25 protein-coding genes and 1 other annotated feature are annotated in these 25,706 nt (G+C 39.6%); of the genes, 3 read left to right on the top strand and 22 right to left on the bottom strand.

The annotated features are described in order from the left end of the window. Both ACO5V7_RS07455 and ACO5V7_RS07450 read right to left on the bottom strand, forming a co-directional pair. Positions 1–1,609 (bottom strand): DAK2 domain-containing protein (locus ACO5V7_RS07455; RefSeq protein ID WP_485485669.1); only part of this gene is annotated, 1,609 nt, incomplete at its 3' end. Positions 1,610–1,646: 37 nt separating this feature from the next. After that, positions 1,647–2,009: an Asp23/Gls24 family envelope stress response protein gene (locus ACO5V7_RS07450; protein ID WP_204703817.1), complete on the bottom strand. Its 363-nt coding sequence runs from the start codon at positions 2,007–2,009 to the stop codon at positions 1,647–1,649. Positions 2,010–2,256: 247 nt separating this feature from the next. Between ACO5V7_RS07450 and rpmB the strand changes: the two genes are divergently transcribed. After that, positions 2,257–2,445: a 50S ribosomal protein L28 gene (gene rpmB, locus ACO5V7_RS07445; protein ID WP_006703478.1), complete on the top strand. Its 189-nt coding sequence runs from the start codon at positions 2,257–2,259 to the stop codon at positions 2,443–2,445. Positions 2,446–3,233: 788 nt separating this feature from the next. Here the strand turns inward: rpmB and ACO5V7_RS07440 are convergent. The 13 genes from ACO5V7_RS07440 to ACO5V7_RS07380 form a co-directional block, all read right to left on the bottom strand. Beyond that, the gene (locus tag ACO5V7_RS07440) at positions 3,234–3,623 is read right to left on the bottom strand and encodes a bleomycin resistance protein (RefSeq protein WP_485485668.1); all 390 of its coding nucleotides are present in this window, start codon (positions 3,621–3,623) and stop codon (positions 3,234–3,236) included. A 110-nt stretch (positions 3,624–3,733) separates the two neighbouring features. After that, complete coding sequence (locus tag ACO5V7_RS07435) at positions 3,734–4,405, bottom strand: thiamine diphosphokinase (RefSeq protein ID WP_485485667.1); 672 nt, start codon at positions 4,403–4,405, stop codon at positions 3,734–3,736. An 11-nt stretch (positions 4,406–4,416) separates the two neighbouring features. Next, the gene (gene rpe / locus ACO5V7_RS07430; protein WP_485485666.1) at positions 4,417–5,061 is read right to left on the bottom strand and encodes a ribulose-phosphate 3-epimerase; all 645 of its coding nucleotides are present in this window, start codon (positions 5,059–5,061) and stop codon (positions 4,417–4,419) included. Between the two features lie 16 nt (positions 5,062–5,077). Next, positions 5,078–5,968 carry a ribosome small subunit-dependent GTPase A gene (gene rsgA, locus ACO5V7_RS07425; protein ID WP_485485665.1) on the bottom strand — a complete coding sequence of 297 codons (891 nt, stop codon included), beginning with the start codon at positions 5,966–5,968 and terminating at the stop codon, positions 5,078–5,080. A 265-nt stretch (positions 5,969–6,233) separates the two neighbouring features. Then, positions 6,234–6,437: a hypothetical protein gene (locus tag ACO5V7_RS07420; RefSeq protein WP_485485664.1), complete on the bottom strand. Its 204-nt coding sequence runs from the start codon at positions 6,435–6,437 to the stop codon at positions 6,234–6,236. Between the two features lie 437 nt (positions 6,438–6,874). Continuing rightward, the gene (locus ACO5V7_RS07415) at positions 6,875–7,084 is read right to left on the bottom strand and encodes a hypothetical protein (protein ID WP_485485663.1); all 210 of its coding nucleotides are present in this window, start codon (positions 7,082–7,084) and stop codon (positions 6,875–6,877) included. A gap of 720 nt (positions 7,085–7,804) precedes the next feature. After that, positions 7,805–8,992 carry an acetate/propionate family kinase gene (locus ACO5V7_RS07410; protein ID WP_485485662.1) on the bottom strand — a complete coding sequence of 396 codons (1,188 nt, stop codon included), beginning with the start codon at positions 8,990–8,992 and terminating at the stop codon, positions 7,805–7,807. A 53-nt stretch (positions 8,993–9,045) separates the two neighbouring features. Further along, positions 9,046–10,014 carry a class I SAM-dependent methyltransferase gene (locus tag ACO5V7_RS07405; protein WP_485485661.1) on the bottom strand — a complete coding sequence of 323 codons (969 nt, stop codon included), beginning with the start codon at positions 10,012–10,014 and terminating at the stop codon, positions 9,046–9,048. 360 nt (positions 10,015–10,374) lie between these two features. Beyond that, positions 10,375–10,665: a 50S ribosomal protein L27 gene (rpmA, locus tag ACO5V7_RS07400; RefSeq protein ID WP_005607260.1), complete on the bottom strand. Its 291-nt coding sequence runs from the start codon at positions 10,663–10,665 to the stop codon at positions 10,375–10,377. Positions 10,666–10,687: 22 nt separating this feature from the next. Beyond that, positions 10,688–11,020: a ribosomal-processing cysteine protease Prp gene (locus ACO5V7_RS07395; protein ID WP_070438655.1), complete on the bottom strand. Its 333-nt coding sequence runs from the start codon at positions 11,018–11,020 to the stop codon at positions 10,688–10,690. 5 nt (positions 11,021–11,025) lie between these two features. Next, complete coding sequence (gene rplU, locus ACO5V7_RS07390) at positions 11,026–11,334, bottom strand: 50S ribosomal protein L21 (protein WP_005607264.1); 309 nt, start codon at positions 11,332–11,334, stop codon at positions 11,026–11,028. 15 nt (positions 11,335–11,349) lie between these two features. Then, positions 11,350–11,425 (bottom strand) — a sequence feature (ribosomal protein L21 leader region). A gap of 504 nt (positions 11,426–11,929) precedes the next feature. Next, positions 11,930–13,549, bottom strand: coding sequence for a chaperonin GroEL (groL, locus tag ACO5V7_RS07385; protein ID WP_485485660.1), 1,620 nt, complete (start codon positions 13,547–13,549; stop codon positions 11,930–11,932). 14 nt (positions 13,550–13,563) lie between these two features. Next, entirely contained in the window at positions 13,564–13,833 is a 270-nt protein-coding gene (locus tag ACO5V7_RS07380) for a co-chaperone GroES (RefSeq protein ID WP_070438661.1), read from the bottom strand. A gap of 151 nt (positions 13,834–13,984) precedes the next feature. Between ACO5V7_RS07380 and ACO5V7_RS07375 the strand changes: the two genes are divergently transcribed. Beyond that, positions 13,985–14,248: a hypothetical protein gene (locus ACO5V7_RS07375; RefSeq protein ID WP_298649631.1), complete on the top strand. Its 264-nt coding sequence runs from the start codon at positions 13,985–13,987 to the stop codon at positions 14,246–14,248. A gap of 74 nt (positions 14,249–14,322) precedes the next feature. Here the strand turns inward: ACO5V7_RS07375 and ACO5V7_RS07370 are convergent, their stop codons facing one another. Then, complete coding sequence (locus tag ACO5V7_RS07370) at positions 14,323–14,712, bottom strand: DUF1310 family protein (protein WP_485485659.1); 390 nt, start codon at positions 14,710–14,712, stop codon at positions 14,323–14,325. A 125-nt stretch (positions 14,713–14,837) separates the two neighbouring features. Continuing rightward, complete coding sequence (locus tag ACO5V7_RS07365; protein ID WP_039849269.1) at positions 14,838–15,467, bottom strand: redox-sensing transcriptional repressor Rex; 630 nt, start codon at positions 15,465–15,467, stop codon at positions 14,838–14,840. A gap of 257 nt (positions 15,468–15,724) precedes the next feature. Between ACO5V7_RS07365 and ACO5V7_RS07360 the strand changes: the two genes are divergently transcribed. Beyond that, positions 15,725–17,674 carry an ABC-F family ATP-binding cassette domain-containing protein gene (locus tag ACO5V7_RS07360; RefSeq protein WP_485485658.1) on the top strand — a complete coding sequence of 650 codons (1,950 nt, stop codon included), beginning with the start codon at positions 15,725–15,727 and terminating at the stop codon, positions 17,672–17,674. A gap of 48 nt (positions 17,675–17,722) precedes the next feature. Here ACO5V7_RS07360 and ACO5V7_RS07355 read toward each other — a convergent pair whose 3' ends face one another. The 5 genes from ACO5V7_RS07355 to uvrB form a co-directional block, all read right to left on the bottom strand. Then, positions 17,723–19,468 carry an ABC transporter ATP-binding protein gene (locus tag ACO5V7_RS07355; RefSeq protein ID WP_485485657.1) on the bottom strand — a complete coding sequence of 582 codons (1,746 nt, stop codon included), beginning with the start codon at positions 19,466–19,468 and terminating at the stop codon, positions 17,723–17,725. Beyond that, positions 19,465–21,195 carry an ABC transporter ATP-binding protein gene (locus ACO5V7_RS07350; protein WP_485485656.1) on the bottom strand — a complete coding sequence of 577 codons (1,731 nt, stop codon included), beginning with the start codon at positions 21,193–21,195 and terminating at the stop codon, positions 19,465–19,467. Before ACO5V7_RS07350 ends, ACO5V7_RS07355 begins: the two co-directional genes overlap by 4 nt. Positions 21,196–21,855: 660 nt before the next feature. Further along, complete coding sequence (locus tag ACO5V7_RS07345) at positions 21,856–22,848, bottom strand: aspartate-semialdehyde dehydrogenase (RefSeq protein WP_485485655.1); 993 nt, start codon at positions 22,846–22,848, stop codon at positions 21,856–21,858. 37 nt (positions 22,849–22,885) lie between these two features. After that, positions 22,886–23,530, bottom strand: coding sequence for an MmcQ/YjbR family DNA-binding protein (locus ACO5V7_RS07340; RefSeq protein WP_485485654.1), 645 nt, complete (start codon positions 23,528–23,530; stop codon positions 22,886–22,888). Positions 23,531–23,542: 12 nt separating this feature from the next. After that, entirely contained in the window at positions 23,543–25,525 is a 1,983-nt protein-coding gene (gene uvrB, locus ACO5V7_RS07335; RefSeq protein ID WP_485485653.1) for an excinuclease ABC subunit UvrB, read from the bottom strand. Positions 25,526–25,706 lie beyond the last annotated feature (181 nt).

Raw genomic sequence — 25,706 nt, 5'->3', positions numbered from 1 at the left:
CTTCTACAGCTTCAGTGATTTCTTCCACTTCGCTTGCGTCTGCGTCTTCACCATAGATGATTGTTAGGATCTCTGAATCTTCGTCGATCATCTTATCGATTGTCGCAAGAGTTGCTTCCTTACGGTTTGCAATACTTACTAAAATCTTCCCATCTACAATCCCCATGAAGTCGTCTTTTTTAATTTCAACGCCATCAATGTTTGTATCGCGAACAGCATTTGTGATTTGACCACTTGATACAAGAGTCATTTGTTCGCTCATTGCAGCTTGGTTATCCTCTAAGCTTGCTTCTGGATTAAACGCTAATAATGAAGCTAACCCTTCTGAAATCGTACGAGTTGCAACAACGGCAACTGCAGCATCTTCTGATACTTCAGCCGCTTGGTTTGCAGCCATTTGAATGTTTTTGTTGTTTGGTAATACGATGACTTTTTCAGCATGCGCTTCTTTTACGGCTTGAAGAATATCTTCCGTGCTTGGGTTCATTGTTTGACCACCGTTGATGATTGTCGTTACACCCATGCTCTTGAATAATTCTTGAACACCTTCACCTGCAGCAACTGCTACGATTCCGTATTCCGCTTTTTGTTTTTGCGCTGCTTCTTTTACCTTTGCAGTGTAGTCCGTTTTTAACACTTCTTCGTGTTGCAAGCGCATGTTGTCTACTTTCACTTTCATTAATGAACCGAAGCGTTGTCCGTAGTTCATGACTTCACCTGGACGCTCTGTATGCACGTGTACTTTGATGATTTCATCGTCTGCTACTACTAATAGAGAATCTCCAAGCTCATTTAAGTAGTTACGGAAGGTATCATAATCAAAAGTATCCACAACGGTTTCGCCTTCACCAATTTTCACCATGATTTCAGTACAGTATCCGAATTTGATGTCGCCAGTTGATACATGTTCGTAGTCAACGCCTGCTTCGTGGTGAGCCACTGAAGTTAAATCGATTTTATTGCTTTGTAATGATTGAACTGGAACGGCTTCCCCTGTTAATGCTTCGAAGAATCCGTTGTAAATGAATACTAAACCTTGACCGCCTGAATCCACTACGCCTACTTCTTTTAATACTGGTAGTAAATCTGGAGTTTTTGCTAAAGATTTTTCAGCTCCACGTAATACTGAACCCATTACTTCGATGATATCGTTTGAAGTTTCTAGTTTGCGAACACCACGTTTTGCAGATTCACGAGCAACAGTAAGGATGGTTCCTTCAACAGGTTTCATAACGGCTTTATACGCTGTTTCCACACCGTTTGTAAATGCTTGGGCTAATTCTTCACCAGTGATGACATCTTTCCCCACAACCGCTTTAGAGAATCCACGGAATAATTGAGATAAGATAACCCCTGAGTTCCCACGAGCTCCCATTAATAATCCTTTTGCTAAATCTTGTGCTAAGTCACCTACAGTTGTTGCTGTAGAGTTTGCAACACGTTCCGCACCTGATTTGAAAGAGAGCATCATGTTTGTTCCTGTATCTCCATCTGGTACTGGGAATACGTTTAATGAGTTTACGAATTCTGCATTTTCAGATAAACGCATTTCACCGATTTCTACCATTGCGCGGAAATCTTGAGCTGTAATAGTTTTCATAGTTGCCATATTTTTCTTACTTCCTCCTGACTAGAATCAACAAGCATTACGCTTCGATGATTTTAACTCCTTGAACATATACATTCACTGTGTTCGCAGAGAATCCTAACATTGTTTCTAAGTTGTATTTCACTTGTTCTTGTACATTTCTACAAATTGCAGAAATTTTAGTACCGTATCCAACAATAATGTAAACATCAACCGCAACGCCCTCATCTTCTTGACGGATTACTACGCCACGAGAAAAGCTTTCTTTCTTCAAGATATCATTTAAGTTGTCACGAATTTGATTGCGACTGGCCATCCCAACGACTCCATAATTGTCTGTTGCAGCTCCACCTACAACCGTTGCAATGACTTCATTGCTGAGTTCAATTTGTCCATTTTCTGTTTGAATTTTTACTGTCATACGAATACCTCCCTTTGAATGTATAAAGGTTTCTGCCTATTTTTAGACAGATTGACACATTATTTCTATACTATAATATCACATTACCAGACGATTACCTAGTTTTTTATCAATTTTAAAAAGGGGGTAAATCTCTATAACCGACTCACTTGCAATCTCACCTCAACTATGCTAAATTATTTAAGTATATGATTTAGTTCAAAATTATATCAGCTGATAATGAATTAAATAAAGGAGGAGAATGAAAATGGCTAAAGTATGTTATTTCACTGGACGTCGTTCTGAAACAGGTAACACTCGTTCTCACGCTATGAACGCTAACCGCCGTACTTGGAAACCAAACTTACAAAAAGTTCGTGTTTTAATCGACGGCAAACCTAAAAAAGTATGGGTTTCAACTCGTGCATTAAAATCAGGTAAAGTAGAACGTGTTTAATACAGAGCACTATTAAAAAGAGCTTAGGCGATATCCCTAAGCTCTTTTTGTTTATCTAAAAATAATTAAGCCGAAGGCTTAAAACAATAATTAATGAATACTAGTCGCATTCCAAGCTGCTTGACGTTTTGGATAGCGGACATCATTGTAATGGTACCGGCAGGAGCCTAAGGTCTCCTTGCCTACCAAGCTTCAAACCAAGGCTAAGCGACCAGTCGCTAAGCCTTGGTAATTCACATTGGTTACTTCTCCATTACAATGACCGCTATCCTCCTCAAGCAGCTTTTCATGCTTTATGATTTATACTCTATTGTTTTAAGCCTTACTTTATAAAAAGTGCTTGGGAATCGCCTCAATTTTTATCTGCTTTAAACAGGGTCTACTTTCCCTGAAATTAATGCCAGGAAACTAAGGGACCATGGGTGGTGCTTCTCATGGGGTTAGGTGGGTGTGCTTTTTTTGATTTTTATTTCAAAAAATGGAATTTGTGAAAAGCCTATGAGATAGAAGTTTGAAGCAGTCTCAAAGGAAAGAAATCTATTTTCATCATTTGTAAGTTCATAAGCCTTTTGAATTTTTATCCGCTATAAAAGTCTTGGAGATAAGGAAACTAGAAGGTCTATCATTGAAAACAACGGGGAACAAAAAAATTCCGAAATTCACTTATAAGTGAATTTCGGAATTTCAACTAAGATTGTGAAAAAACATCGCACGAAACAGTGCGATGTTTTGTTCTATTTTGTATTATATGTTGCTTTATCCTCTGCAACCATTGAAACTGGTATTTGTTAATTTGTAAATCTCAACAAATACCCATTTGGATCTTGTATTAAAAACTCTATTTGCATTTCTTCTATTCCATTAACTTGATATATGTTTCTAGTTAGTTCTCTGTATAATTCTATATTCAAACTCTTCACTAATTGATAAAGTTCTTCAATATCATCGACGGCTATTGAAAAATTTATTCCTCTTCCTAAAGGATATACTAACTCACCTATATTCCAACCATCATCGTGAATTTGTTCAAACATAAACTGACTATCTTGAAATGACATGAAAACAAATTTATCTTCAGTACGTCCATATTCAATTTTAAATCCTAATTCTCTATAAAATTTTTTAGTCCGTTCAATATCAAAAACTGACAATTCAGGAATCATCCTATTAAAATTCATGTTTCCTCCTCGTCAAATTATAAATTCCCAGCTCTACAAGCAAAGGATTTAATTATTTTTCTTTTTGGTTTTGGTGTAGGTAATTCATCCTAATTGTGCGATGTTTTATTTTATCTCCAATGATCTCGGGTTTGGGCTACTAAGATAAGTCCTTTTGTAAAGGAGATATTCATCTTGTCACTTGTAAATTCATTGCTGACAAGGGCTACTGGGTACGCGTAGCTTTTTGAATCAAGGGTGTATTTAACATTTTGTAGAGTTAAATTTTCCACAGGAGTCATACTAATAAAGGAAAGGTACTTCGTAAAGTCCATCTTTTCAATCGTGTATGTGCCTGGCTGGATGAAATTCACGACATTCGTTGCATCCTCGAACACCACATACGGAATGAGCGGTGCTAAGTCTGGTCGCATCATCGTCCATAAGGTACTAATCGCGTGGTCCACTCGACCGCCAAAAGAACCGAGCACATGAATCGGTGTCTCTTTGTAATGCTCCTTCACCCATAACAAGGCTGCCTCAAAATCAGTATCGTCTTTTTCAGAAGGGAGCTGGACAACTGTACCTGCTGCTTCATAAATCAAGTCGCGCTGTTCTTTTGTGACAGAATCAAAGTCCCCAATCGCTACTTCCATGGGAAGATGCTGATCTAATAACCGAAGAGCGCCACCGTCGACTCCGACAAAACGGAAGTCTTCATAGGCCTTACCGTATCGGTTTTCTAAGAGCTTCTTGATGTTCTCCTTGGTGTTTGGTCCTCCCAAAACAATTACAACTTCCATCTTCGTCCCTCTTATGCTTCTTTAATCGAATCAATCGCAGCTTTGATATCGTCTGCGTAGTATACATATGAACCGGCAACGGCAACGTCTACCCCTGCTGCAGCACAAAGTTTCGCTGTTTCACCGTTTACTCCGCCGTCCACTTCGATTAAATAGTGGTAGCCTTTTTCCTCGCGTAATGCGACTAACTCGCGAACTTTATCTAATGTTTCTGGAATGAATGATTGGCCGCCGAATCCTGGGTTTACGGTCATCACTAATACTAAGTCTACTTCGCTTAAGACTACAGAGATGGCACTCACTGGTGTTCCTGGGTTGATGACGACACCGGCTTTTACACCTTCTGCTTTAATCGCTTGAAGCGCGCGGTGAATATGTGGCGTTGCTTCCACGTGAACAGAGATATAGTCTGCTCCTACTTTTGCAAATTGTGGAATGAAACGTTCAGGGTTTTGGACCATTAAATGGCAATCTAATACTAAATCTGTTACTGGACGTAATCCTTCAACGATGTTTGGCCCTAATGTTAGGTTTGGAACGAATTGTCCATCCATCGCATCGATATGAATCCAGTCTGCTCCTAATTTCTCGACTTTCTTAACGTCTTCTCCTAATGTTGCAAAATTTGCGCTTAAAATGGATGGTGCTACTTTCATGTTCTGTCTCCTCTGACTATTTTTTTCGTTTATAGACTGGTTTTCTTTGGTCCAGTTCTTCATAGAAATTCAAATAATGGTCGTATCGCTCTTGCCAAATGTCTCCGGATTCCACTCCTGCAATCACGGCGCAGTTTGGTTCATGTTGGTGCGAACACTCTCTGAATTTACATTCATGTTCTACTTCGACAAACTCAGGAAATAAATGCGGTAAGTCTTCCTTCTCAATCCCCATAAAATCAACCGTACTGAATCCCGGAGTATCCGCAATCCACACTCCTTCGATTTCATGAAGCGATACGTGACGAGTCGTATGCCGCCCACGCCCTAACGCATTCGAAATCTCTCCTGTTTCTTGGTTTAATTCCGGAATCATCTCGTTAAGAAGCGTAGATTTCCCTACTCCAGATTGTCCAAGAAAAATCACTTTCTGACCTTTCAAAGCTTCCAGAAATGGAGTTTTATCTTTCATCACTTCCTGTCCGAAAAAGACAGGATAACCGATTTTTTGATAATTTTTTCGGATGTTCTCAAGCTTTTCTAATCCTTCCGCTGTTAACAAATCGGCCTTAGTAACCATGATAATTGGATGCACATGTAATCCTTCAAGGTATACGAGGAATCGATCCACGAGATGCGTTGAAAATTCTGGTTCTACCGCAGACATCACAATAATGCCAACATCCACATTGGCTACAGGTGGCCTAACGATGGCATTTTTTCGCGGTAAAATTTTCGTTAGCATTCCTTCTTGCAAGTTACTACTTTCGAACTCCACCATATCGCCAACGAGTGGCGACTGACCTCTTTTGCGAAACACACCACGTGCACGTGTTTGATAGATCACTTCATCCGATTCGATATAGTAGAACCCGCTCAACGCTTTAATAATAATTCCTTGAGTCATAAGTACTCCTTCAAAGTAAAGATATACTTATTATATAGCCTACGACAACACATGACAAATGAAGAAGAATTTATCAACGTTCTTCTTAAACACCCTTCTCCAAAAGCACTTGTCATGTATTCTACTGAGAAAGATTTACGCAATCATAAGAACCTAAAAACGAGAACCTAAAAAACCACCCTATTCGGGGTGGTTTTTGAATTATTTTTTTAAATAATAAAAGTTAACTAAACACCGACAATTAAAAATCAAACCTCATTTTTTATCACCAATCCTTAAATATATCTCTTGGATTTTTCCATAAAAAGAAATATAAAAAATCTCCTGTCCAAAAAGCTAACAACCCCATACGAAATTGATGACTAGAAAAAATTGAAGAATCGTAAAAAGAATACACTAAATACACAGACAATAAAATCCCCATAAGCTTTGTTGCTTTTTTAAAGGCAAAAATTGCTTTTTTAACCATTGTTAAGACCTCCTTGATTTTTTATTAATTGTTACTTGTGAACTTTTTTTATCAAAAAATACAGGCACATTTAAAATAAACATTACAAGGAAAACCTCATATTTATATTCCCCCTTTTGATAATAAACCAAAAAGAAAATACTAGATGCCATAATAGTACTAACTATAATATATTTAAACCATCTATTCATAACAAATACCTCAAAGTTAATATGACCATAAATCACCCTTTTCAGGGTGATTTTGTTTATTTATGGGATAAACAATACATAAGAGTATAAAGTTACAAAAATCAAAACAAATAAAGAAATTTCCATCCATAAAGGTACTTTAATAATTTTTTCTTTCTCAAATATATTCCAAACGCAAGTAATACAATCCATATTAAATAAAAAAGTGGTCTCATATAACTTCCTCCTTATCTTCATTTTGATATCCTATTCAGGGTTGTTGTTCATATTTTTATAAATGTGAATACCCATAGAAATAAATAAAGCAAGTAACATTGATCGTTCAAAAAGAATACTATCACCAAAACTTTCAATTGAAAAAATATCATAAAAAATATCAACTGCAAACTTCGTAAAAATCATACAACTTAAAAAAGGAACGGAAAAATTATATGAATCTTTTATTTTTTTAAACATTATTGAAACCTCACTTGTGAGCTTTTTTTAGCAATAAGTAAAGGCCAGAAATTACTAAAATAGCCAAAATAACAATACCTACTAAAACATAAATTCCGCTATCCATAGAAATCGCTCCTTTGCTTTTTATTTTATGTATACACTAATTTTACTTCTCTTTTTTTCTGCTTAAAAGTCTTTTTTTTCATATTCAGTAGCGGTATAATTAATTTTTAGGGTACTAAATTAGGGGCTTACTCCGCCCCTATAAAGCAGAGCAAGCATGCGACGCTTGACCCGACCTCTAGCAATTAAAATTTCAAAAATTCAAAGAAATCCCATAACAACAACGATAAATGAAATAGGCTCTCTCAGCGATTTATAGCCAAGAGAGCCTTTGAATTTGGCAGGTGAGAGCCTGTCTCCACTACCACACTCCTTGTCGGGTATTTAACCGAGAAGGATTTACGCCCTCCTCCAAAAGCACATGTCGCGTACTCACTGAGAAGGATTTACGCAAGCATCTGCATTTTTGAAGAGAAACGGATAAACCTTGGATTTTATAGTAGTGATAGTAGGGAATAAGAATCGAAATGAAATAGAGCCCCACAGCGGATATTCCGCCATGGGGCTCTTTGAATTCGATAGGTGAGAGACTACAGGCTCGAGCCGGTCTCCTACAATCACTACTATAAACAAATCCAAGGATTTAGAAGTTTCTCTTCAAACCTTCGGTTTGTATTATTTGCGTAAACGTTCGATGTCTCGCGCAATCTCAACCTCTTCATTAGTTGGGATATTTAAGACTGTAACTTTTGCACCTTCAGAAGAAATGATTGCTTCTGAACGAGTATCGTTACGCTCAGGATCGATATCGCAACCGAACCAAGTTAATCCGTTAATGATACGTGCACGTACTGATTTAGAGTTTTCACCGATACCAGCAGTGAAGACAATTGCATCTACACCGTTCATCACAGCAACATATTGTCCAATGTATTTTTGAACGCGGTCAACGAAAATTTCCATAGCAACTTTTGCGTTTTCGTTTGTTTCCATTGCAGCTTCAACGTCACGCATGTCGCTTGATATGCCTGAAATTCCTAATAGACCTGATTTTTTGTTTAAGATGTCAACCATTTCGTTAACGTCTGTAATGTTTAATTTGTTCATTAAGAACGCTACTAATGAAGCATCGATATCTCCAGAACGTGTTCCCATTGTAACCCCTGCAAGTGGAGTGAATCCCATAGATGTATCTACAGATTTTCCGCCATCAACCGCAGTAATTGAAGCACCGTTTCCTAAGTGGCAAGTGATGATTTTTAATTCTTCAATTGGTTTACCTAACATTTCAGCAGCACGGCGTGAAACGTAACGGTGGCTTGTTCCGTGAGCTCCGTATTTACGAGCTTTGAATTTTTTGTAGTATTCCATTGGAATGCTGTATAAATAAGCTTTTTTAGGCATTGTTGTATGGAATGAAGTATCGAATACAGCAACACTTGTAATGTCTGGTAAGATGTGTTTGAATGCGCGCATTCCTACTGCTTCCGCTTTGTTGTGTAATGGAGCAAATTCTGCTAAGTCTTCTACTTGTTGGATAACAGTATCATCTACTAAAGCTGAATCTTTGAATAATTCTCCACCTGCAACGACACGGTGACCAACACCAGTGATTTCATCGAATGAAGAAATAATGTTTAACGCTACTAATTGTTCTAATAATTTTTCTACCGCAACTTCGTGGTTTGGAATATCTTCTACCACTTCAAATTTTTGGTCGTCTCCATAGCTGATTGAGAAGATTGAATCTCCTAATCCGATACGTTCTACTAACCCTTTAGCCACCACTTCTTCTTGTGGCATATTAAATAATTGGAATTTCAAGCTTGAACTTCCTGCATTAATCGCGATTGATTTTGACATGCACATTCTCCTTTAATTTAAAATTAAGCCCGCATCTGGGTCTAACGGATTCATTATAACATTTCTTGTGCCCATTTTTCGAATGTTAGAGTGAATTTTCTAAATTTTTCTCTGTTTTTAAATTCTGGGATATCACCAAGAAGGACTTGACTCACTTGTTTAGCGGATTCCCCTCGTTTCTGTACAATGAGTAAAGACTTACTGAACTGCACATCTTTAAATAAATTACGTGGGAAAGCGAGCATTGCTTGTACATATGTTTCCCTTTGCAAGTAAGCCAGTAACGTTTCCCCTTCGACAGTCTCAAATAGATTTGTCGGAACGATGAACAATCCGATTCCCGCTTGCTTCAAATAGCGAATATGCTGTTCGATGAGTAAATGATGGGTAAAAGAATGACCTTCTTCATTTTTTGTCTCAAAACGATCGGCATTGGCATCCACTGGATAGTAGCCGACTGGTAAATCACTCACTACGAAATCTTGTGGTTCCACAAGTGAATCTTGCAAGCCATCTTGCAAGGAAGTCTTCACATCCAACTGTTCTAACGCAAAAGCTTGTAAGGCTAAATGAACGAGTACTTCATCATTATCAATAGCCGTCGCTTGGGTTGTTTTTCCTGCAGATTGTAAAAATAAGAGAATCGTGCTCAGTAAATTTCCACTTCCCGCAGCAAAATCCGCAATTGTAATAGCCTGGTCTTTCTTCGTAATTTGGTCAATCATATACGCCACGAGTAATCCAATCGCATCTGGTGTCATTTGGTGATTGGTTTGTAAGCCATCTTCTTTAGCAGCTTTCAAGAACGTGAATTGAATCATACGGCGAATTTCTTCACTCGAATAACTTGCTAAATCTAATTCTTTATACGCTTTGTTTAATTCTTGGGCCACTTCGTTACTTGGCAGGCCTTCGACTTGTTGCGCAGTGTTGTCATTGACTATATTTTGTAAGGTTTCCCCTAGCGCTTCTATATTCGAATAGCCGATTTCTTTTTGAAGCAGCTCTACTGCTTTTGCCAATTCCTCGAACGCTTGAATTTCTTTTCCCGCTTCGATAAAAACCCCTCCTTCTACTTTTAAGAGTTTCCCTGCTTTGAATATTATGAGCTACGACAGCAGCACATATTTTTTTACAAAACTACACAGAACTTTCAGATTCTATCATAGCAATACTAGCAGTTTTACTCAATCTGAATTACTGACTCTGGAAATTCATTTCCTAGAGTCTCTTTGAAGCTTGAGAGGAAGGAAGACGCAAGGCTTCCTCCGATACAGCTAGTATAGCAATTATAGAGAAATCTGGAAAGTTCGCAGTAGTTTTGTCACTCCTCAAATTTCCTAAAAAAAAGGATGTGACTGAATGTCACATCCTACTCATTATTATTCAGCAGCAACTACTGGATAAACTGATACTTGTTTTTTGTCACGGCCTTTACGTTCGAAACGTACGATTCCGTCAACTTTAGCAAATAAAGTATCGTCTCCACCTCTACCTACGTTTTCACCTGGATGGATTTTTGTTCCACGTTGGCGGAATAAGATTGAACCACCTGAAACGAATTGTCCATCAGCACGTTTAGCACCTAAACGTTTTGCTTGTGAGTCACGTCCGTTTGATGTAGAACCGCCCCCTTTTTTATGGGCGAATAATTGTAAATTCACTTTTAACATAGTTGTGCACCTCCTTGATTGATTATGCAACAGTTACAGCTAGAAAGTCTTGATATTCTGATTGAATATCTTCTAACCCTAGTAATAGACTATTTAATAAAATTTGAGTTGTATGTTCTTGGTCTTTCGTCAAGTCCTCTACAACTTCCATGTATAAGTAACCACCTTCAACCTCATCGACTTCGACAATCGGTTGATATCCTGCTAACTTCTCAATGCTGTTCACAGTTGTAATAGCCAGAGCTGATACCCCTGCGCAAACGATATCCGAACCATGTTCACTATAGTTTGCATGTCCAGTCATTTCAAAGGAAACAATTCGCTGGTTCTTTTTGTGTACAGTCACTTGAATCATCGTGATTAAGCGTTGATTGCGTCAATAACAACTTTTGTATAAGGTTGACGGTGACCTTGTTTACGGTGTGAGTCTTTACGACGTTTGTATTTGAAAGTAACAACTTTCTTTTGACGGCCTTGTTTTTCAACAGTTCCTTCAACAGTTGCACCTGCTACGAATGGAGCACCAACTTTAACGTCATCTCCACCTACAAATACTACTTCTTCGAAAGTTACTTTGTCGCCAGCTTCTGCGTTTAATTTTTCAACGTAGATTGCTTGACCAACTTCAACTTTAACTTGTTTTCCACCAGTTTTTACGATTGCGTACATATTGCACCTCCTATATTTTAGACTAAGACTCGCCAGTTTAAAGTGCCGCTTTCGGTCTTTTGTACTCTAATCCGAGCGGTTGTAGCTGTGGTGCTTCACAATTACAACACGACTATTTTAGCAAAAATGTACGCCCCCGTCAATCATTGTGACTAGCCTTTTCGTAAGTTCCTTTTGAAGCTTTTGAGGTAAGAAACTACAGGCTCAAGCCGGTGCCTCGTTGCATATACTATAGAGAAATCCTCGAGGGTTCGTAGCGTAACTCGCCTTCTCTATTCCATCCTCTTTTTATAAAACACCTCAAAAAATTGTTCAAAACAGAGAACCCCGAGGATTCCATAGTATTGGCAATGGGAGTAAGCATTCAAAGTGAATTATGGACTCTTAAAAATCTATTTTTTAGAGTCCATTTGAATCTTGAAGGAGCTTGAGACTTTGGTTCAAGCCGGTGCCTCGTTGCATATACTATAGAGAAATCCTCGGGGGTTCGTAGTTTTGAACGAAGTTCTATTTTTTAGTAAGCACCTTGCGGTGTTTTATTACAAAAGAAAAAGAGGGGTGAAAAACTTTCACCCCTCTTCCTCTCTTCCTTTGATTACATCATGCCCATACCTGGATCCATTCCTGGCATTGGTGGTGCTACTGGAGCTGGTTTGTCAGCTACCACAGCTTCTGTTGTTAATAATAATGCTGAAACAGATGCAGCATTTTGTAAAGCAGAACGTGTTACTTTCGTTGGGTCCACAATCCCTGCTTCAATCATGTTTACCCATTGATCTGTAGCGGCATTGTATCCAATTCCTTTTTCTTCAGATTTCAAACGAGCAACAATGACCGAACCTTCAAGGCCCGCATTTTCTGCGATTTGACGTAATGGTTCTTCTAATGAACGAGATACGATTTTCGCACCTGTAGCTAGGTCACCTTCTAATTCAAGAGCGTCAACTACTTTTTGAACGTTCACAAGAGCTGTTCCTCCACCTGAAACGATACCTTCTTCAACCGCTGCGCGAGTAGCATTTAGCGCATCTTCGATGCGAAGTTTTTTCTCTTTTAATTCTGTTTCAGTAGCGGCTCCGACTTTAATCACGGCAACCCCACCTGATAATTTAGCAAGACGTTCATGTAATTTTTCACGGTCGAAATCACTTGTTGTATCTTGTGCTTGTGCGCGAATTAAAGCAACACGGTTCGCGATTAACTCTTTAGAACCTGCACCTTCCACGATTGTAGTACTGTCTTTAGAAACCACCACTTTACCTGCTGTCCCTAATTGCGCTAATGTTGCATCTTTTAATTCTAAGCCAAGGTCTTCTGTAATGACTTGGGCACCTGTTAACACAGCGATATCTTCTAACATCGCTTTACGACGGTCACCGAAACCTGGAGCTTTTACAGCTACCACGTTAAATGTTCCACGTAATTTGTTTAATACTAATGTTGGTAAAGCTTCACCATCCACGTCATCCGCGATAATTAATAACGCACGTCCTTGTTGAACGATTTGTTCTAATAATGGAATAACTTCTTGGATGTTTGAGACTTTCTTATCTGTGATTAAGATAAATGGATTATCTAAAGTCGCAATCATCTTGTCGTTATCAGTTACCATGTATTGTGATAAGTAACCACGGTCAAATTGCATTCCTTCTACAACATCTAATTCTGTTTCAATCCCTTTCGATTCTTCGATTGTGATAACGCCGTCGTTCCCCACTTTTTCCATAGCTTCAGCGATTAATTCACCGACTTCAGCTGAACCTGAAGAAATAGCCGCCACTTGTGCGATGGCTTCTTTTGATTCAACAGGACGAGAAATGCGGTGTAATTCTTCAACCGCTGCTTTTGTCGCAAGTTCAATCCCTCGACGGATGCCAACTGGGTTTGCGCCAGCCGTTACGTTTTTCAATCCTTCACGAACGATGGCTTGTGTTAAAACAGTCGCTGTTGTTGTACCGTCACCGGCAATATCATTTGTTTTTGAAGCCACTTCAGCTACGAGTTTTGCACCCATGTTTTCGAAGTGATCTTCTAATTCGATTTCTTTGGCGATTGTGACCCCATCATTTGTAATGAGTGGAGATCCGAATGCTTTTTCTAATACGACATTACGTCCTTTTGGTCCTAATGTTACTTTTACTGTGTTTGCTAAAACGTCCACACCACGAAGCATGGCACTTCTTGCGTCTTCTGCAAATTTAATATCTTTCACCATAATTGTATCCCCCTTTATTCAACAATTGCGATAATATCTTTTTCTTTCACGATGATATATTCTTGACCATCTAATTTTACTTCTGTTCCTGAATATTTTTCGAACACGACTTTATCGCCAACCGACACTTGACGGTCTTCAGAAGCAGTGAATTCGCTTGTTGCGATTACTTTTGCAAATTGTAATTTTTCTTGAGCAGTAGTTGGTAGAAATAATCCACCAGCCGTTTTCTCTTCTTGCTCCACCATTTGAATAACAACTCTATCTTTTAAAGGCTTTAACATATAAAATCCTCCTTACTCTTTTTTAGCACTCGAAAACAATGAGTGCTAACTCATAGTTTTATAATACTCATTTGGTCAGGAAAAATCAAGAATAAATACTTGCTTATTTTTCCAGAATTATGTAAGATTTTAACAAGAAAGGATGAACGCTATGCCTAGAAAAATTTTCTTTAGAAAGCTCTATTTTGAAATTGCACTAGCCATCTTCTTTATCTTTCTAGCAACTTCTCATTATCCTGGAAACGGATTTGACTTTATCACATTATTCTGCTGTCTATTTGCAACAACAAACATCGTAACAAGTATCAATATGCTTCGAACTTACAATGAATTAAAGAAACTTGCTAATATCATGGATAATTTCCAAACGGATGATGATTCTCTAGACGATAAAGATCCAGAAGAAAAGCACTAATCACTGCATCAATGCAATCGATTAGTGCTTTTTATGTTTTTTAAATCTTATTTTAGATAAAAAGCTCTTATTTCTTATGGCCTATTTTTTATCAAGTCTGAGACTTCCTTTGAATATCCCGTTGAAGAATGTTTGAACTGACCTGTATCCAAGCTTTTAGTCAGACTAAAACTCACGCTTAATTTCTTATTGGAGTTTAAGTATATTTTAAAGTGAATTCCTCCCATAGGGTTATGCTGAATAGACTCAACATCAATTTCATAGGACTGAATAACTCCGCCTTCTTCCAACGCTTTTTTATCTAAGTCTTTTAATTGATTTTCAATAGATTCTCTCACCTGCGTACTTTGAACTAAAGTGACCATTTCATGCTTCTTCACTAGATTCAACGTTACAAATCCGCCGATGATTAACGCTATTACTGCAACGACCCCTAGCATTCCACTACTGAATTTCTTCATCATTTTCTTCAGCCCCCTAATGCATTTAAAGGTTCTACTTGTTTTGTATAGTATATCATGAATTTTTGCATTTCTGAATACTCTTATTTTATACAAAAAAGGCACCCTTTACGGATGCCTTTCAAAAATTATTTTTGATTGTCGAGGAAATAGATTAGAGTTTGAAGCTCGTTTGTTAAGTCAACGTTTTGAACTCGAACGTTTTCTGGAGCGTTTAATCGAATTGGTGTGAAGTTTAAAATGCCTCGAACATTTGCTTCTACAATACGATCGGCTGTATCTTGCGCTACATCTTGAGGAACGGTTAGAATCGCTACTTGAATTTGTTGAACTTTTAATTGCTCAATCATTTCATCCATGCTATAGACTGGAACTCCTGTTTGAATCGTTCCGACGATATCAGGGTTCACATCGAATGCTGCACTGATGCGAACATTGTTGCTTTGGTGGAAATTGTAGTTTAGTAACGCTTGTCCTAATTTACCAACGCCGACTAAAGCTACATTTGTTAAGCGATCTTGGTTTAATGTATGACTGAAGAATTCCAATAAGTATTCTACATCATATCCATATCCACGTTTTCCTAAAGCTCCAAAATAAGAAAAATCACGACGAATCGTTGCGCTATCTACTTTTACAGCTTCACTTAACTCTGTTGACGAAATACGACGTTTTCCTGCATCATGCAAGAAACGTAAATAACGATGATAAATGGCCAAACGTTTTGCGGTTGCACGTGGCACTTCGATTTCTTTCATTTCTTTATACTCTTTCATATCTAAGACTCCTTTTCTTTTACATCCATGCGTATTCTATCACAACGATATGAATTTTCACAAATACTTTGTTTGCTCCTCACTTACTCCTATATAATTTGCTTATATACAGCAAGGCTTGTACTTTTTTATTCACAACCTCTTAATTGTGAATGTGAACGCAAACTCGAACGCATTTCAATATTGTCCACCTCTTTTTTATGATAAAATGAGATGAATACTCACTGAAAGGACCTATCATGATACTACTACAAGGACAAGGACTCGCTCGAACTTTTGCAGATGAAGTCCTATTTGAAAATATTACGATTCATATTCAAGAAAATTCGCGGATTGCCATCGTTGGGCGTAATGGTACTGGAAAATCAACGCTCTTAAAAATGTTGGCGGGTATCGAAGAACCTTCAATGGGAAGTGTCTCAAAGAAAAAAGACCTATCCATCGGTTACTTAGACCAATATGCGGCCATCGATTCAACGAAAACCGTCTGGGAAGAGATGATTCATCTCTTCGAAGACGTAGAAACTTTGAAGAAACAAGCGCAAAAAGCAGCTGAGCAACTCGGTGACCCTGACCTTCTAGGAGACCCTACGGCATACGAACTCGCCTTAAAACGCTATGACCAACTACAAGAAGAACTGAACCAAAAGAACGCGTATGGATACGAATCTGAAATCCGTACTGTCCTTCATGGATTCCGTTTCTATCCAGAAGACTACGACCAACCGATTCAATCGCTCTCTGGAGGGCAACGTACTCGGTTAGCTTTAGCTCGGATTTTATTAGAGAAACACGATTTACTGATTTTAGACGAACCGACGAACCACCTGGATATTGAAACCTTAACATGGTTAGAGGATTATTTACGCTCTTCCAATTGCGCTCTTGTGATCGTATCCCACGACCAATATTTCTTAGACCGTGTATGTAATGAGGTTTACGAAATCAGCCATAAAGCCTGTGAATATTACAAGGGAAACTACTCACACTACTTAGAAGAACGCGAACAACGCTATTTACTCAAGCAAAAAGCCTACGAAAAGCAACAACAAGAAATTCACGACTTAGAAGAATTCATCGCAAAAAACTTGGTGCGCGCCTCAACCACAAAACGCGCGCAATCCCGTCGTAAAAAATTAGAGAAAATGGAACGATTGGAGAAACCAAAAGGCGATCAGCGCTCTGCTCGATTTGAATTTACCGTGGAACGCGAATCCGGAAACCAAGTATTACAAGTAAACGATGCTTATATCGGTTACGACCACGAAGCCTTGAGCGGTCCGATTTCCTTCCAACTTCGCAAGCGTGAAGCCATTGCTATTGTGGGGCCAAATGGAATTGGGAAATCAACTCTCTTGAAGTCGATTACAGGTGAACTTCCTTTAATCAAAGGATCGATTGACTTAGGAGCTGGCGTCCAAGTTGGTTACTATGACCAAAACTTGGCTGGCCTTTCCTCGAATCAAACGGTTCTAGAGGAACTTTGGTCTCGTCATTCAACTATGCCCGAAAAAGATGTGCGTTCGATTCTCGGAAGCTTCCTATTCTCCGGAAGTGACGTTGAAAAAACAACTGCACAACTAAGCGGGGGTGAAAAAGCCCGACTAGCCCTTTGCAAATTGTCACTGGAACATGATAATTTCCTACTGCTCGACGAACCAACGAACCACTTGGATATCGATAGTAAAGAAGTATTGGAGGATGCTCTCATCGACTACGATGGTACGATTTGTTTTGTATCCCATGACCGTTTCTTTATCAATAAGATTGCAACGGCCATTCTTGAAATCGAAGAAACAGGAAGCACACTCTACCTTGGCGACTACGACTACTACCTTGAGAAAAAACAAGAAAAAGAAGAACTCGCCGCACTTCAAGAAGCCAAGAGTGTTGAAACAACAACAGCTCAGCCGATGACAGAGGCCAAAGCCAGCTATCATGCCTCAAAAGAAGAGCAACGTCAAATTCGTACGCTGACTCGACGTATCGAGCAACTCGAAACCGAGATGCACGATATCGAAGAGGCGTTAGAAAAAGTCCACGAGGCCATGACACTGGAGGAAAACTATTCTGACCCAGATAAATCCGCTGCTCTCTCAACTGAAGAAGCTGCCCTTCTTGAACGTCAAGAAACGCTTCTCGCCGAATGGGAAGAAGCTTCACTAGCTCTAGAAGAATTTCAAAATTAACTAACAAAATAGCGTAAGCTCCTCAACGAGCCTACGCTATTTTTATTTTTAATGTTGCCACTGACTTTGATAGAGATTATAGTAAAACCCACGTTGCTCCATCAAGCTGGCATGATTTCCTTTTTCAATGACATGTCCGTCTTTTAAGACGAGAATCACATCTGCTGTACGAATCGTCGATAAGCGGTGCGCCACGATAAAGCTCGTGCGTCCTTCCATCAGATGTTGAAAGGCTTCTTGAATCTTCAACTCGGTACGTGTATCGATGGAAGAGGTTGCTTCATCTAAAATTAGCATATTCGGTTGTCCCATCATGACACGCGCGATGCAGAGCAATTGTTTTTGCCCTTGTGAGAAATCCCCACCGTCATCTGAAATCACCGTATCATATCCTTGTGGCAGACGGCTGACGAATCCATGAATATGGCAGAGTTTGGCGATGCCAATCATCTCTTCTTCGCTAATCGTTGGATTTCCCATCGTGATGTTTTCACGGACAGTTCCCGTTTGAAGCCACGTTTCTTGAAGCACCATTCCGAATCCATTACGCAATGAATGGCGCGTGATATCTTCAATCGAATGACCATCGATGGCTAATTTTCCACTATTAATTTCATAGAAACGCATCAATAAGTTAATCAACGTCGTCTTCCCACTTCCGGTTGGACCGACAATTGCCACGCGTTGCCCTGGTTTGACATCCAGCGAAAAGTCTTCAATCAGCGGTTGCCCTTTCACATAAGAGAAGTCCACATGGCTAAATTCCACCGCTCCGTCAAAGGTTTCAGGAGACTCAGCATTTTTGCGCTCTGGATGTTCAGACGGTTGTTCCAACAGTTCAAATACGCGGTTGGCACAAGCAATCGCATTTTGAAGTTCGGTAATAACTCCTGAAATTTCATTGAATGGTTTCGTATATTGGTTAGAATAACTTAAAAAGGAAGTAAGTTGTCCCACCGTTACTCCTCTTTGAATGACAAAGAAGGCTCCAAAGACTCCTACTACTGTGTACACCATATTGTTCACGAACCTTGTACCTGGATTAGTAATCGCGGAATAGAAAATGGCCTTTAGAGAAACATCCGTCAACTCCTTATTAATCACCGAGAAGTCTTCGATGACTTTTTCTTGTTGCTGGAAGGCCGTCACCACTCGTGTCCCCTCAATCATCTCATTCATATAGGCGGTTTGATCGCCACGAATTTCCGATTGTTGTTTAAAGAAATGATAGGATTTTTTCGCGACAAAGCTGGCCATGACAAATGACACTGGCGTTATCACCACTACTACAAGCGTCAATGTCACATTCACACTGAGCATAAAGACTAACGTTCCTAGAATCGTCATCACACCCGTAAATAACTGCGTGAATCCCATCAATAATCCATCCGCGAATTGATCCGCGTCCGCGATGATACGGCTCTCGATTTCTCCGACAGGATGAATATCTAAATAACTGAGTGGCAAGGTCTCGATTTTTTCAAGCGCGTCTCTACGAAGGTCTCGCACAACCGAGTATGTCATCTTGTTATTGCTAAGGTTCATAAACCACTGCGCGATGGCTGCCATTGCCGTAAAAAGTGCAATCTGCCATAGGATGGCAAATAGTCCTTCATAGAAGACTTGGCCAGTTCCTAGCATTTGGTCTACGGCTTCCCCGACTAATTTTGGAATCATTAAGGTTCCAAATACATTCACACTCGCCAAAAGAATGGACGCTACAAAATAAATACGGTAGCGACGGATGTAGCGGAGAACTTTACGGACGGTTTCCCATTGAGTTTTCTGTCTCATGCTTCATCCTCCTTTGGAAATTGTGAATAGTAAATTTCTTGATAAATTTCGTTGTTCGCTAATAGCTCTTCATGCGTTCCCTTTCCGACCAGGTTCCCTTCATCTAAAACGAGAATTAAGTCTGCGTACTGCACAGAAGCCGCCCGTTGTGACACGATAAAGGTTGTTGGCCGTGGCACTTGATTCTTGATAGCCTCACGCAATTTCGCATCGGTCTCAAAGTCTAATGCTGAAGCACTGTCATCTAGGATTAAAATCGGCGCTTGTTTAGCAATGGCACGCGCAATCGTCATCCGTTGCTTTTGTCCCCCGGATAAGTTGCGTCCATTTTGTTCGATGCCATAATCCAGTCCGCCTTCTTTCGTTTGTACAAACTCTCTGGCTTGAGCAATTCCTAGTGCATGTTCTACGACTTCACTTGAAGCAGATGCATTCCCAAAACGGACATTGTCGGCAATCGTTCCACGGAAGAGTTGCACCTTTTGCAAGACCATTCCAACCGCTCCACGAATCGAAGAAAAACGGTAGTCACGAACGTTTTCTCCGAAGACCTCTACACTGCCTTCTGTCGCATCATAGAAACGAGGAATCATATTCACAAGAGATGATTTCCCACTACCAGTCCCCCCGATCACGCCGATGTTTTGTCCTTTTAATGCGGTAAAGGAGATATGGTTGAGCGCTGCATTTTGGTCCCCTTGATACGTAAGCGTCACGTCTTTAAACACCACTGCTATGTCGCTATCTGGATGGACGTCTTGGGTTCCTTCCACCATATCCGGTTCCATCGATAGAATATTGTCAATACGCTCCGCACTCGCAACAGATTTCGTCATTAACACGATAAGATTGGCTAATTTTACAAGCTCTACTAGAATTTGTGACATATAGTTTGTTAAGGCGATTACGTCCCCTTTTGACAACGTTCCTGTATCCACTTTTATCGCCCCACTATATAAAATGACGATAAGCGCTACATTCACAATCACAAACGTAATAGGATTCATAGCTCCTGATAGGGCACTCACCTTTTGTTGCGCCTGATTCAACGCTTCGGTATCTTCTCTAAACGACTGAATTTCTTTTTCTTCACGGTTAAATGCCCGAATCACACGAACACCTAGTAAATTCTCGTGCACGAGACGCATAATACGATCTATTTGCCCTTGAACCCGGCGATACATTGGAATTGTCCAGTAAATAATTCCGAATACGACGACTGCTAAGATTGGAACTGTGATGGCAAACGTCCATGCCATTTCCACATTCACAACAAAGGCCATCACAATCGCTCCACCGACGATAAAAGGTGAACGCAGCAACAGACGAAGCGCGATGTTTAATCCGTTTTGCACGAGATTCACATCGCTCGTCAAACGTGTCAGTAAAGTGTCATTCCCTAACGCATCCAGTTGCGAGAAACTAAAATATTGAATTTTTGAAAAGAGCGCCTGTCTTAGATCCGCTGTAAATCCCGTTGCTGCTTTTGCTGCATAATATTGGGCAGTAATGGACACGACGACCCCTAAAATCCCAAGGACGATTAAAATGGCCCCTTGACCAAGGATTAAAGAGGTATCTTGGTTTTCAATTCCTTTGTCAATGATGACTGCCATAATAAGCGGTACTAATAACTCCAAAATTGCTTCGAATAATTTTAATAACGGTGCCAATATTGTTTCTTTCAAATATGGCTTTAAATAAGGCTTTAATCGATTCACAATCATACTTCCTTTTACATCAATAGTACTTTCATTGTATCACATTTTATCCTCTTCAAAAGCGGAAAAAATTGCTTCCTGCTTTTGATTATAAAGGATGTAACAATTATGTTACGTAACAAAAATGTGTCATTCACTTTTTTACTCCCTAAAGATGGAGCATTTATGATACATCAAGTTTTTCCATCCTCAACGAGCCCTTTTTTATACCCACAGTGGGATATAGCGGAGTAAAAAATTATTAGAAGACTGTGCAACTCTTGCTTATTTGAAAGTTGATTACGAAAAATCTTACGGATTCTAACATAGCCATAACGTGGAATGGCATTAAATGCGAGGGAGAAAGACAGAAACACCCTAGATACATTATTGTATCTAGGATGTTTCGTTTTCTTTCCCCCACAAAGTTGAATAGGTATGAGCAAGCTGTTTACAGTGCAGCTCATATCATTCAACCACTGTGCTTAGAGGGAGAGAAGGAATTAACTCTGTACCAAAAAAACTTATAAAATATGACGCAGTAGCTGATTGAATTAAGCTTCATCACTCGTGATTTGCTTAATTCTAATCAGCCTTGCGGAAATCCTTCACGGTGCGAAGGATTTGAGACCACTATAAGAAAAAGGACTCACACTGTGAGTCCTTGTTTAGCTTTTGTCTTACTCCCTATTTACGTAATCCGTGCGCTTCAATGTACTCCGCAATTTGGATAGCATTGCTCGCAGCACCTTTACGGATATTGTCGCCCACACACCAGATGTGGAAGCTGTTTGGTTGAGAAATGTCACGGCGAATACGTCCCACATACACTTCGTCATGTCCAGTTGCTTGTAATGGTGTTGGATACACATTTTCCTCAGGTTTATCTAATACGATTACGCCTGGTGCTTTTGCTAATAATGCACGAATTTCTTCCGGTGTTGTATCTTTTTCGAAAGTCACATTGATTTCTACAGAGTGTGAGTTATATACAGGTACACGCACACAAGTGGCTGTCACAGCTACATCATCTGATAAACCAAGAATCTTGCGCGTTTCTTGAATCATTTTCATTTCTTCTTTTGTATAGCCATTTTCTAAAAACACATCGATATGCGGCAATACATTATTGTAAATTGGGTGTGGGTAGTTTGTTGGAGCTTCCCCTTTTTCCCCGTTTCTTAAATCATTAATCCCTGCTTGTCCAGAACCTGAAACGGCTTGGTAAGTGGTATAAACCACACGTTTTAATCCAAATGCATCATGCAATGGACGTAATGGTACAACCGATTGGATGGTTGAGCAGTTTGGATTTGCGATTATCTTACGTTCTAATGTTGGTGCGTTACATTCTGGTACGACTAAATCAATCTCTGGATCCATTCTCCATGCGCTTGAGTTATCGATGACAATCACGCCGTCACGTTCTGCGATGGGTGCAAATTTCAATGAAGTACCGCCTCCTGCTGAGAAGATGGCGTAGTCAATATCACGCTTGAAGGAGTCTTCCGTTAATTCTTCGACTACATAATCTTTTCCTCTAAACTGTAGTACTTTTCCTGCTGAACGTGCTGATGCAAGTAGATATAAGTGGTCTACTTGTAAGTTGCTTTCTTCTAAACGTTCAATCATTTTTGTTCCAACGACTCCTGTCGCTCCTACAATTGCAATATTTACCATAAAAAAATCTCCTTTTGCTAAAACGCTATGTTGAAAATTATAACGAACCTCTTTTAGAAAGTAAAGAATTGTCTTTCTTCGAAACACATTTGTAGCTGTAATAAATACACTCTTTGATGAGTGCTTCATCTGTGCATACATTCAGCGCAATTGAAATCCAATGCTTTTTATTCATATGATACACCTCAAAGAAACCTTCATTCGTTAATAGCTTTTCCTTCGTGTTCGGATCAATTTTCACATTCAAGATTAACACTCGCTCTTCACTTGAAACCCCTAATTTATTGAATGGGATTTCTGTCATCAAGGCATAGCACTTTCCTTGCTCTTCCACTCTAAACAATGTAGCTGACGACCTTTTGAACGGTTGCGAACTAAAAGAAACAATATTGCTATGAATCCAATTCGTCCATTTTTCCTTCGCGGCGCTCAGTTCTCCCTGAAGAGGATGAATCCACTTGGTCGCTATTTCACCGGCTTCTTCTCGAAGGGCTTGAGCGATGCTGCTTCCTGTTGTTTCTACATCAAACAAAGTATATCTCTCATTAAACTCATCTAAAACAATGATTTCTAATCCTTTTTCCTTTGTAGCACTGACAATATAGAAGGAGAAACCTTCTATATGGCTTAGAATTGTTTCTCCTTCATGTTCTGTCAGGTCTTCTTTTAAATTCCATTTCATCGAATAACCCTCTTATAATTTATACTCGGCTCTTAACTCTAAAATCACATCGCGCAGATCAGCCGCTTTTTCGAAATCCAATGCTTTCGCAGCTGCACGCATATCCAATTCCAGCAACTCGATAGCTTCTCGTCTTTGTTCTTGCGACATTTTTTTGAAGTCTCTTGCAGTGCTTGGAGCATCTTCTTTTTCCACTTCATGAGTAATCGCGATTAAATCACGAATATTCTTCACGATGGTCTTCGGAACAATGCCGTGTTCCTTATTATAAGCCTCTTGGACACTGCGACGACGGTTTGTTTCATCAATCGCTCTTTGCATAGAGTCTGTAATCTTATCGGCATACATAATCACTCGGCCATTTGCATTTCGTGCAGCACGTCCAATCGTTTGCACTAGAGCACGCTCGCTACGCAGGAAGCCTTCTTTATCAGCATCTAGAATCGCCACCAGAGAAACTTCTGGTACGTCTAAGCCTTCACGAAGCAAGTTGATTCCGACCAATACGTCGAATTCTCCTAATCGCAAGTTTCGGATGATTTCAGTACGTTCCAATGTCTTAATATCACTGTGAAGATACTTCACTTTAATGCCTACTTCTTCTAGGTAATCGGTTAAGTCCTCAGACATTTTCTTCGTAAGCGTCGTAATAAAGACACGTTCATTCCGTTCAACACGTAAATTAATTTCGCTAATTAAGTCATCAATTTGTCCTTTAATTGGACGAACTTCCACAGGCGGATCGAGCAAGCCTGTCGGACGAATGATTTGCTCGGTAACTTTTGGCGTATGTGCTAATTCATATGGACCTGGAGTCGCAGAAATATAAATAATTTGCGGAACTTTTGCTTCAAACTCTTCAAAGCGTAACGGACGATTATCTAGCGCACTTGGTAATCTAAATCCGTACTTAATTAATTGCTCCTTACGAGCACGGTCCCCATTATACATTCCACGAATTTGAGACATTGTAATATGAGACTCATCCACGACAAATAGTGCATCTTCTGGGAAGAAATCAAGCAATGTATACGGTGGTTGTCCCGGCTTTCTTCCATCCATATGGCGAGAGTAGTTTTCAATCCCATTACAGTATCCCATCTCTAGGAGCATTTCAATATCATAATTGGTTCTTTGCTCTAATCGCTGCGCTTCCAGCAACTCATTATTGTCCCTTAATTCTTTTAGGCGGAGGGCGAGTTCTTCTTTAATCGTCGAAACCGCCTTAGAGATTTGGTCTTCATTCGCGACAAAGTGCGTTGCCGGGAAGATTGGAACATGCTCTACCGTTGCCTTAATTTCTCCTGTTAACACATCTACTTCTTTAATCGCTTCGATTTCGTCTCCAAAAAACTCGATTCGAAACGCCGTCGCATCATGTCCCGCAAGGAAGATTTCGACTACATCGCCTCGCACTCGGAATGTTCCCCTTCTGAAATCATAGTCATTTCGCTCAAACTGCATTTCGACTAAACGACGAAGTAATTCATCTCTTTCTATTTCCATTCCTTCACGAAGAGACAATACATGGTCGCGGTAGTCTTCTGGATTTACCAACCCGTACATAGAAGATACGGAAGCAACTACAATGACATCTCTTCTTTCCAAAAGCGCGCTTGTAGCAGAGTGGCGCAACTTATCGATTTCATCATTGACACTGGATTCTTTTTCAATATAAGTATCACTAGAAGGCACATAAGCTTCTGGTTGGTAGTAATCATAATAAGAAACAAAATATTCTACAGCATTGTCCGGAAAGAATTCTTTTAACTCTCCATATAATTGCCCTGCTAATGTTTTATTATGAGCTAACACTAATGTCGGCTTATTCACTTCTTTAATCACATTAGCAATCGTAAACGTCTTCCCCGTACCTGTCGCACCAAGAAGCGTCTGTTCTTTAACGCCCTTATTAAGCCCCTCCACTAATTCCTGGATGGCCTGAGGTTGATCTCCTTGTGGCGTATACGGAGCCACTAGTTTAAATTCATTCATACCTTCACCTCTTTTTTCGATTCTTTTCCATTATACCATCAATAAACAATATTTACCGCCAGCTTGCACCCTGCCAACCCTATACCTTGCTTGCATTTCATACTGGACTTTTGTATAATAGTCCGTGTTGGAAACAACTGATCAGTGATTATACATGTAAAATGAAAGAGGGGTGAACCCA

The sequence above is a fragment of the Granulicatella sp. genome, from assembly GCF_057274575.1.
The sequence above is the reverse complement of the archived record's forward strand: the minus strand, read 5'-3'. Positions and strand labels throughout refer to the sequence as shown.

What these genes read in the sequence shown, in the direction of transcription:
- ACO5V7_RS07450 (WP_204703817.1), bottom strand. Translation starts at nt 2,009, where the DNA reads ATGACAGTAAAAATTCAAACAGAAAATGGACAAATTGAACTCAGCAAT.
- rpmB (WP_006703478.1), top strand. Translation starts at nt 2,257, where the DNA reads ATGGCTAAAGTATGTTATTTCACTGGACGTCGTTCTGAAACAGGTAAC.
- ACO5V7_RS07440 (WP_485485668.1), bottom strand. Translation starts at nt 3,623, where the DNA reads ATGAATTTTAATAGGATGATTCCTGAATTGTCAGTTTTTGATATTGAA.
- ACO5V7_RS07435 (WP_485485667.1), bottom strand. Translation starts at nt 4,405, where the DNA reads ATGGAAGTTGTAATTGTTTTGGGAGGACCAAACACCAAGGAGAACATC.
- rpe (WP_485485666.1), bottom strand. Translation starts at nt 5,061, where the DNA reads ATGAAAGTAGCACCATCCATTTTAAGCGCAAATTTTGCAACATTAGGA.
- rsgA (WP_485485665.1), bottom strand. Translation starts at nt 5,968, where the DNA reads ATGACTCAAGGAATTATTATTAAAGCGTTGAGCGGGTTCTACTATATC.
- ACO5V7_RS07420 (WP_485485664.1), bottom strand. Translation starts at nt 6,437, where the DNA reads ATGGTTAAAAAAGCAATTTTTGCCTTTAAAAAAGCAACAAAGCTTATG.
- ACO5V7_RS07415 (WP_485485663.1), bottom strand. Translation starts at nt 7,084, where the DNA reads ATGTTTAAAAAAATAAAAGATTCATATAATTTTTCCGTTCCTTTTTTA.
- ACO5V7_RS07410 (WP_485485662.1), bottom strand. Translation starts at nt 8,992, where the DNA reads ATGTCAAAATCAATCGCGATTAATGCAGGAAGTTCAAGCTTGAAATTC.
- rpmA (WP_005607260.1), bottom strand. Translation starts at nt 10,665, where the DNA reads ATGTTAAAAGTGAATTTACAATTATTCGCCCATAAAAAAGGGGGCGGT.
- ACO5V7_RS07395 (WP_070438655.1), bottom strand. Translation starts at nt 11,020, where the DNA reads ATGATTCAAGTGACTGTACACAAAAAGAACCAGCGAATTGTTTCCTTT.
- rplU (WP_005607264.1), bottom strand. Translation starts at nt 11,334, where the DNA reads ATGTACGCAATCGTAAAAACTGGTGGAAAACAAGTTAAAGTTGAAGTT.
- groL (WP_485485660.1), bottom strand. Translation starts at nt 13,549, where the DNA reads ATGGTGAAAGATATTAAATTTGCAGAAGACGCAAGAAGTGCCATGCTT.
- ACO5V7_RS07380 (WP_070438661.1), bottom strand. Translation starts at nt 13,833, where the DNA reads ATGTTAAAGCCTTTAAAAGATAGAGTTGTTATTCAAATGGTGGAGCAA.
- ACO5V7_RS07375 (WP_298649631.1), top strand. Translation starts at nt 13,985, where the DNA reads ATGCCTAGAAAAATTTTCTTTAGAAAGCTCTATTTTGAAATTGCACTA.
- ACO5V7_RS07370 (WP_485485659.1), bottom strand. Translation starts at nt 14,712, where the DNA reads ATGATGAAGAAATTCAGTAGTGGAATGCTAGGGGTCGTTGCAGTAATA.
- ACO5V7_RS07365 (WP_039849269.1), bottom strand. Translation starts at nt 15,467, where the DNA reads ATGAAAGAAATCGAAGTGCCACGTGCAACCGCAAAACGTTTGGCCATT.
- ACO5V7_RS07360 (WP_485485658.1), top strand. Translation starts at nt 15,725, where the DNA reads ATGATACTACTACAAGGACAAGGACTCGCTCGAACTTTTGCAGATGAA.
- ACO5V7_RS07355 (WP_485485657.1), bottom strand. Translation starts at nt 19,468, where the DNA reads ATGAGACAGAAAACTCAATGGGAAACCGTCCGTAAAGTTCTCCGCTAC.
- ACO5V7_RS07350 (WP_485485656.1), bottom strand. Translation starts at nt 21,195, where the DNA reads ATGATTGTGAATCGATTAAAGCCTTATTTAAAGCCATATTTGAAAGAA.
- ACO5V7_RS07345 (WP_485485655.1), bottom strand. Translation starts at nt 22,848, where the DNA reads ATGGTAAATATTGCAATTGTAGGAGCGACAGGAGTCGTTGGAACAAAA.
- ACO5V7_RS07340 (WP_485485654.1), bottom strand. Translation starts at nt 23,530, where the DNA reads ATGAAATGGAATTTAAAAGAAGACCTGACAGAACATGAAGGAGAAACA.
- uvrB (WP_485485653.1), bottom strand. Translation starts at nt 25,525, where the DNA reads ATGAATGAATTTAAACTAGTGGCTCCGTATACGCCACAAGGAGATCAA.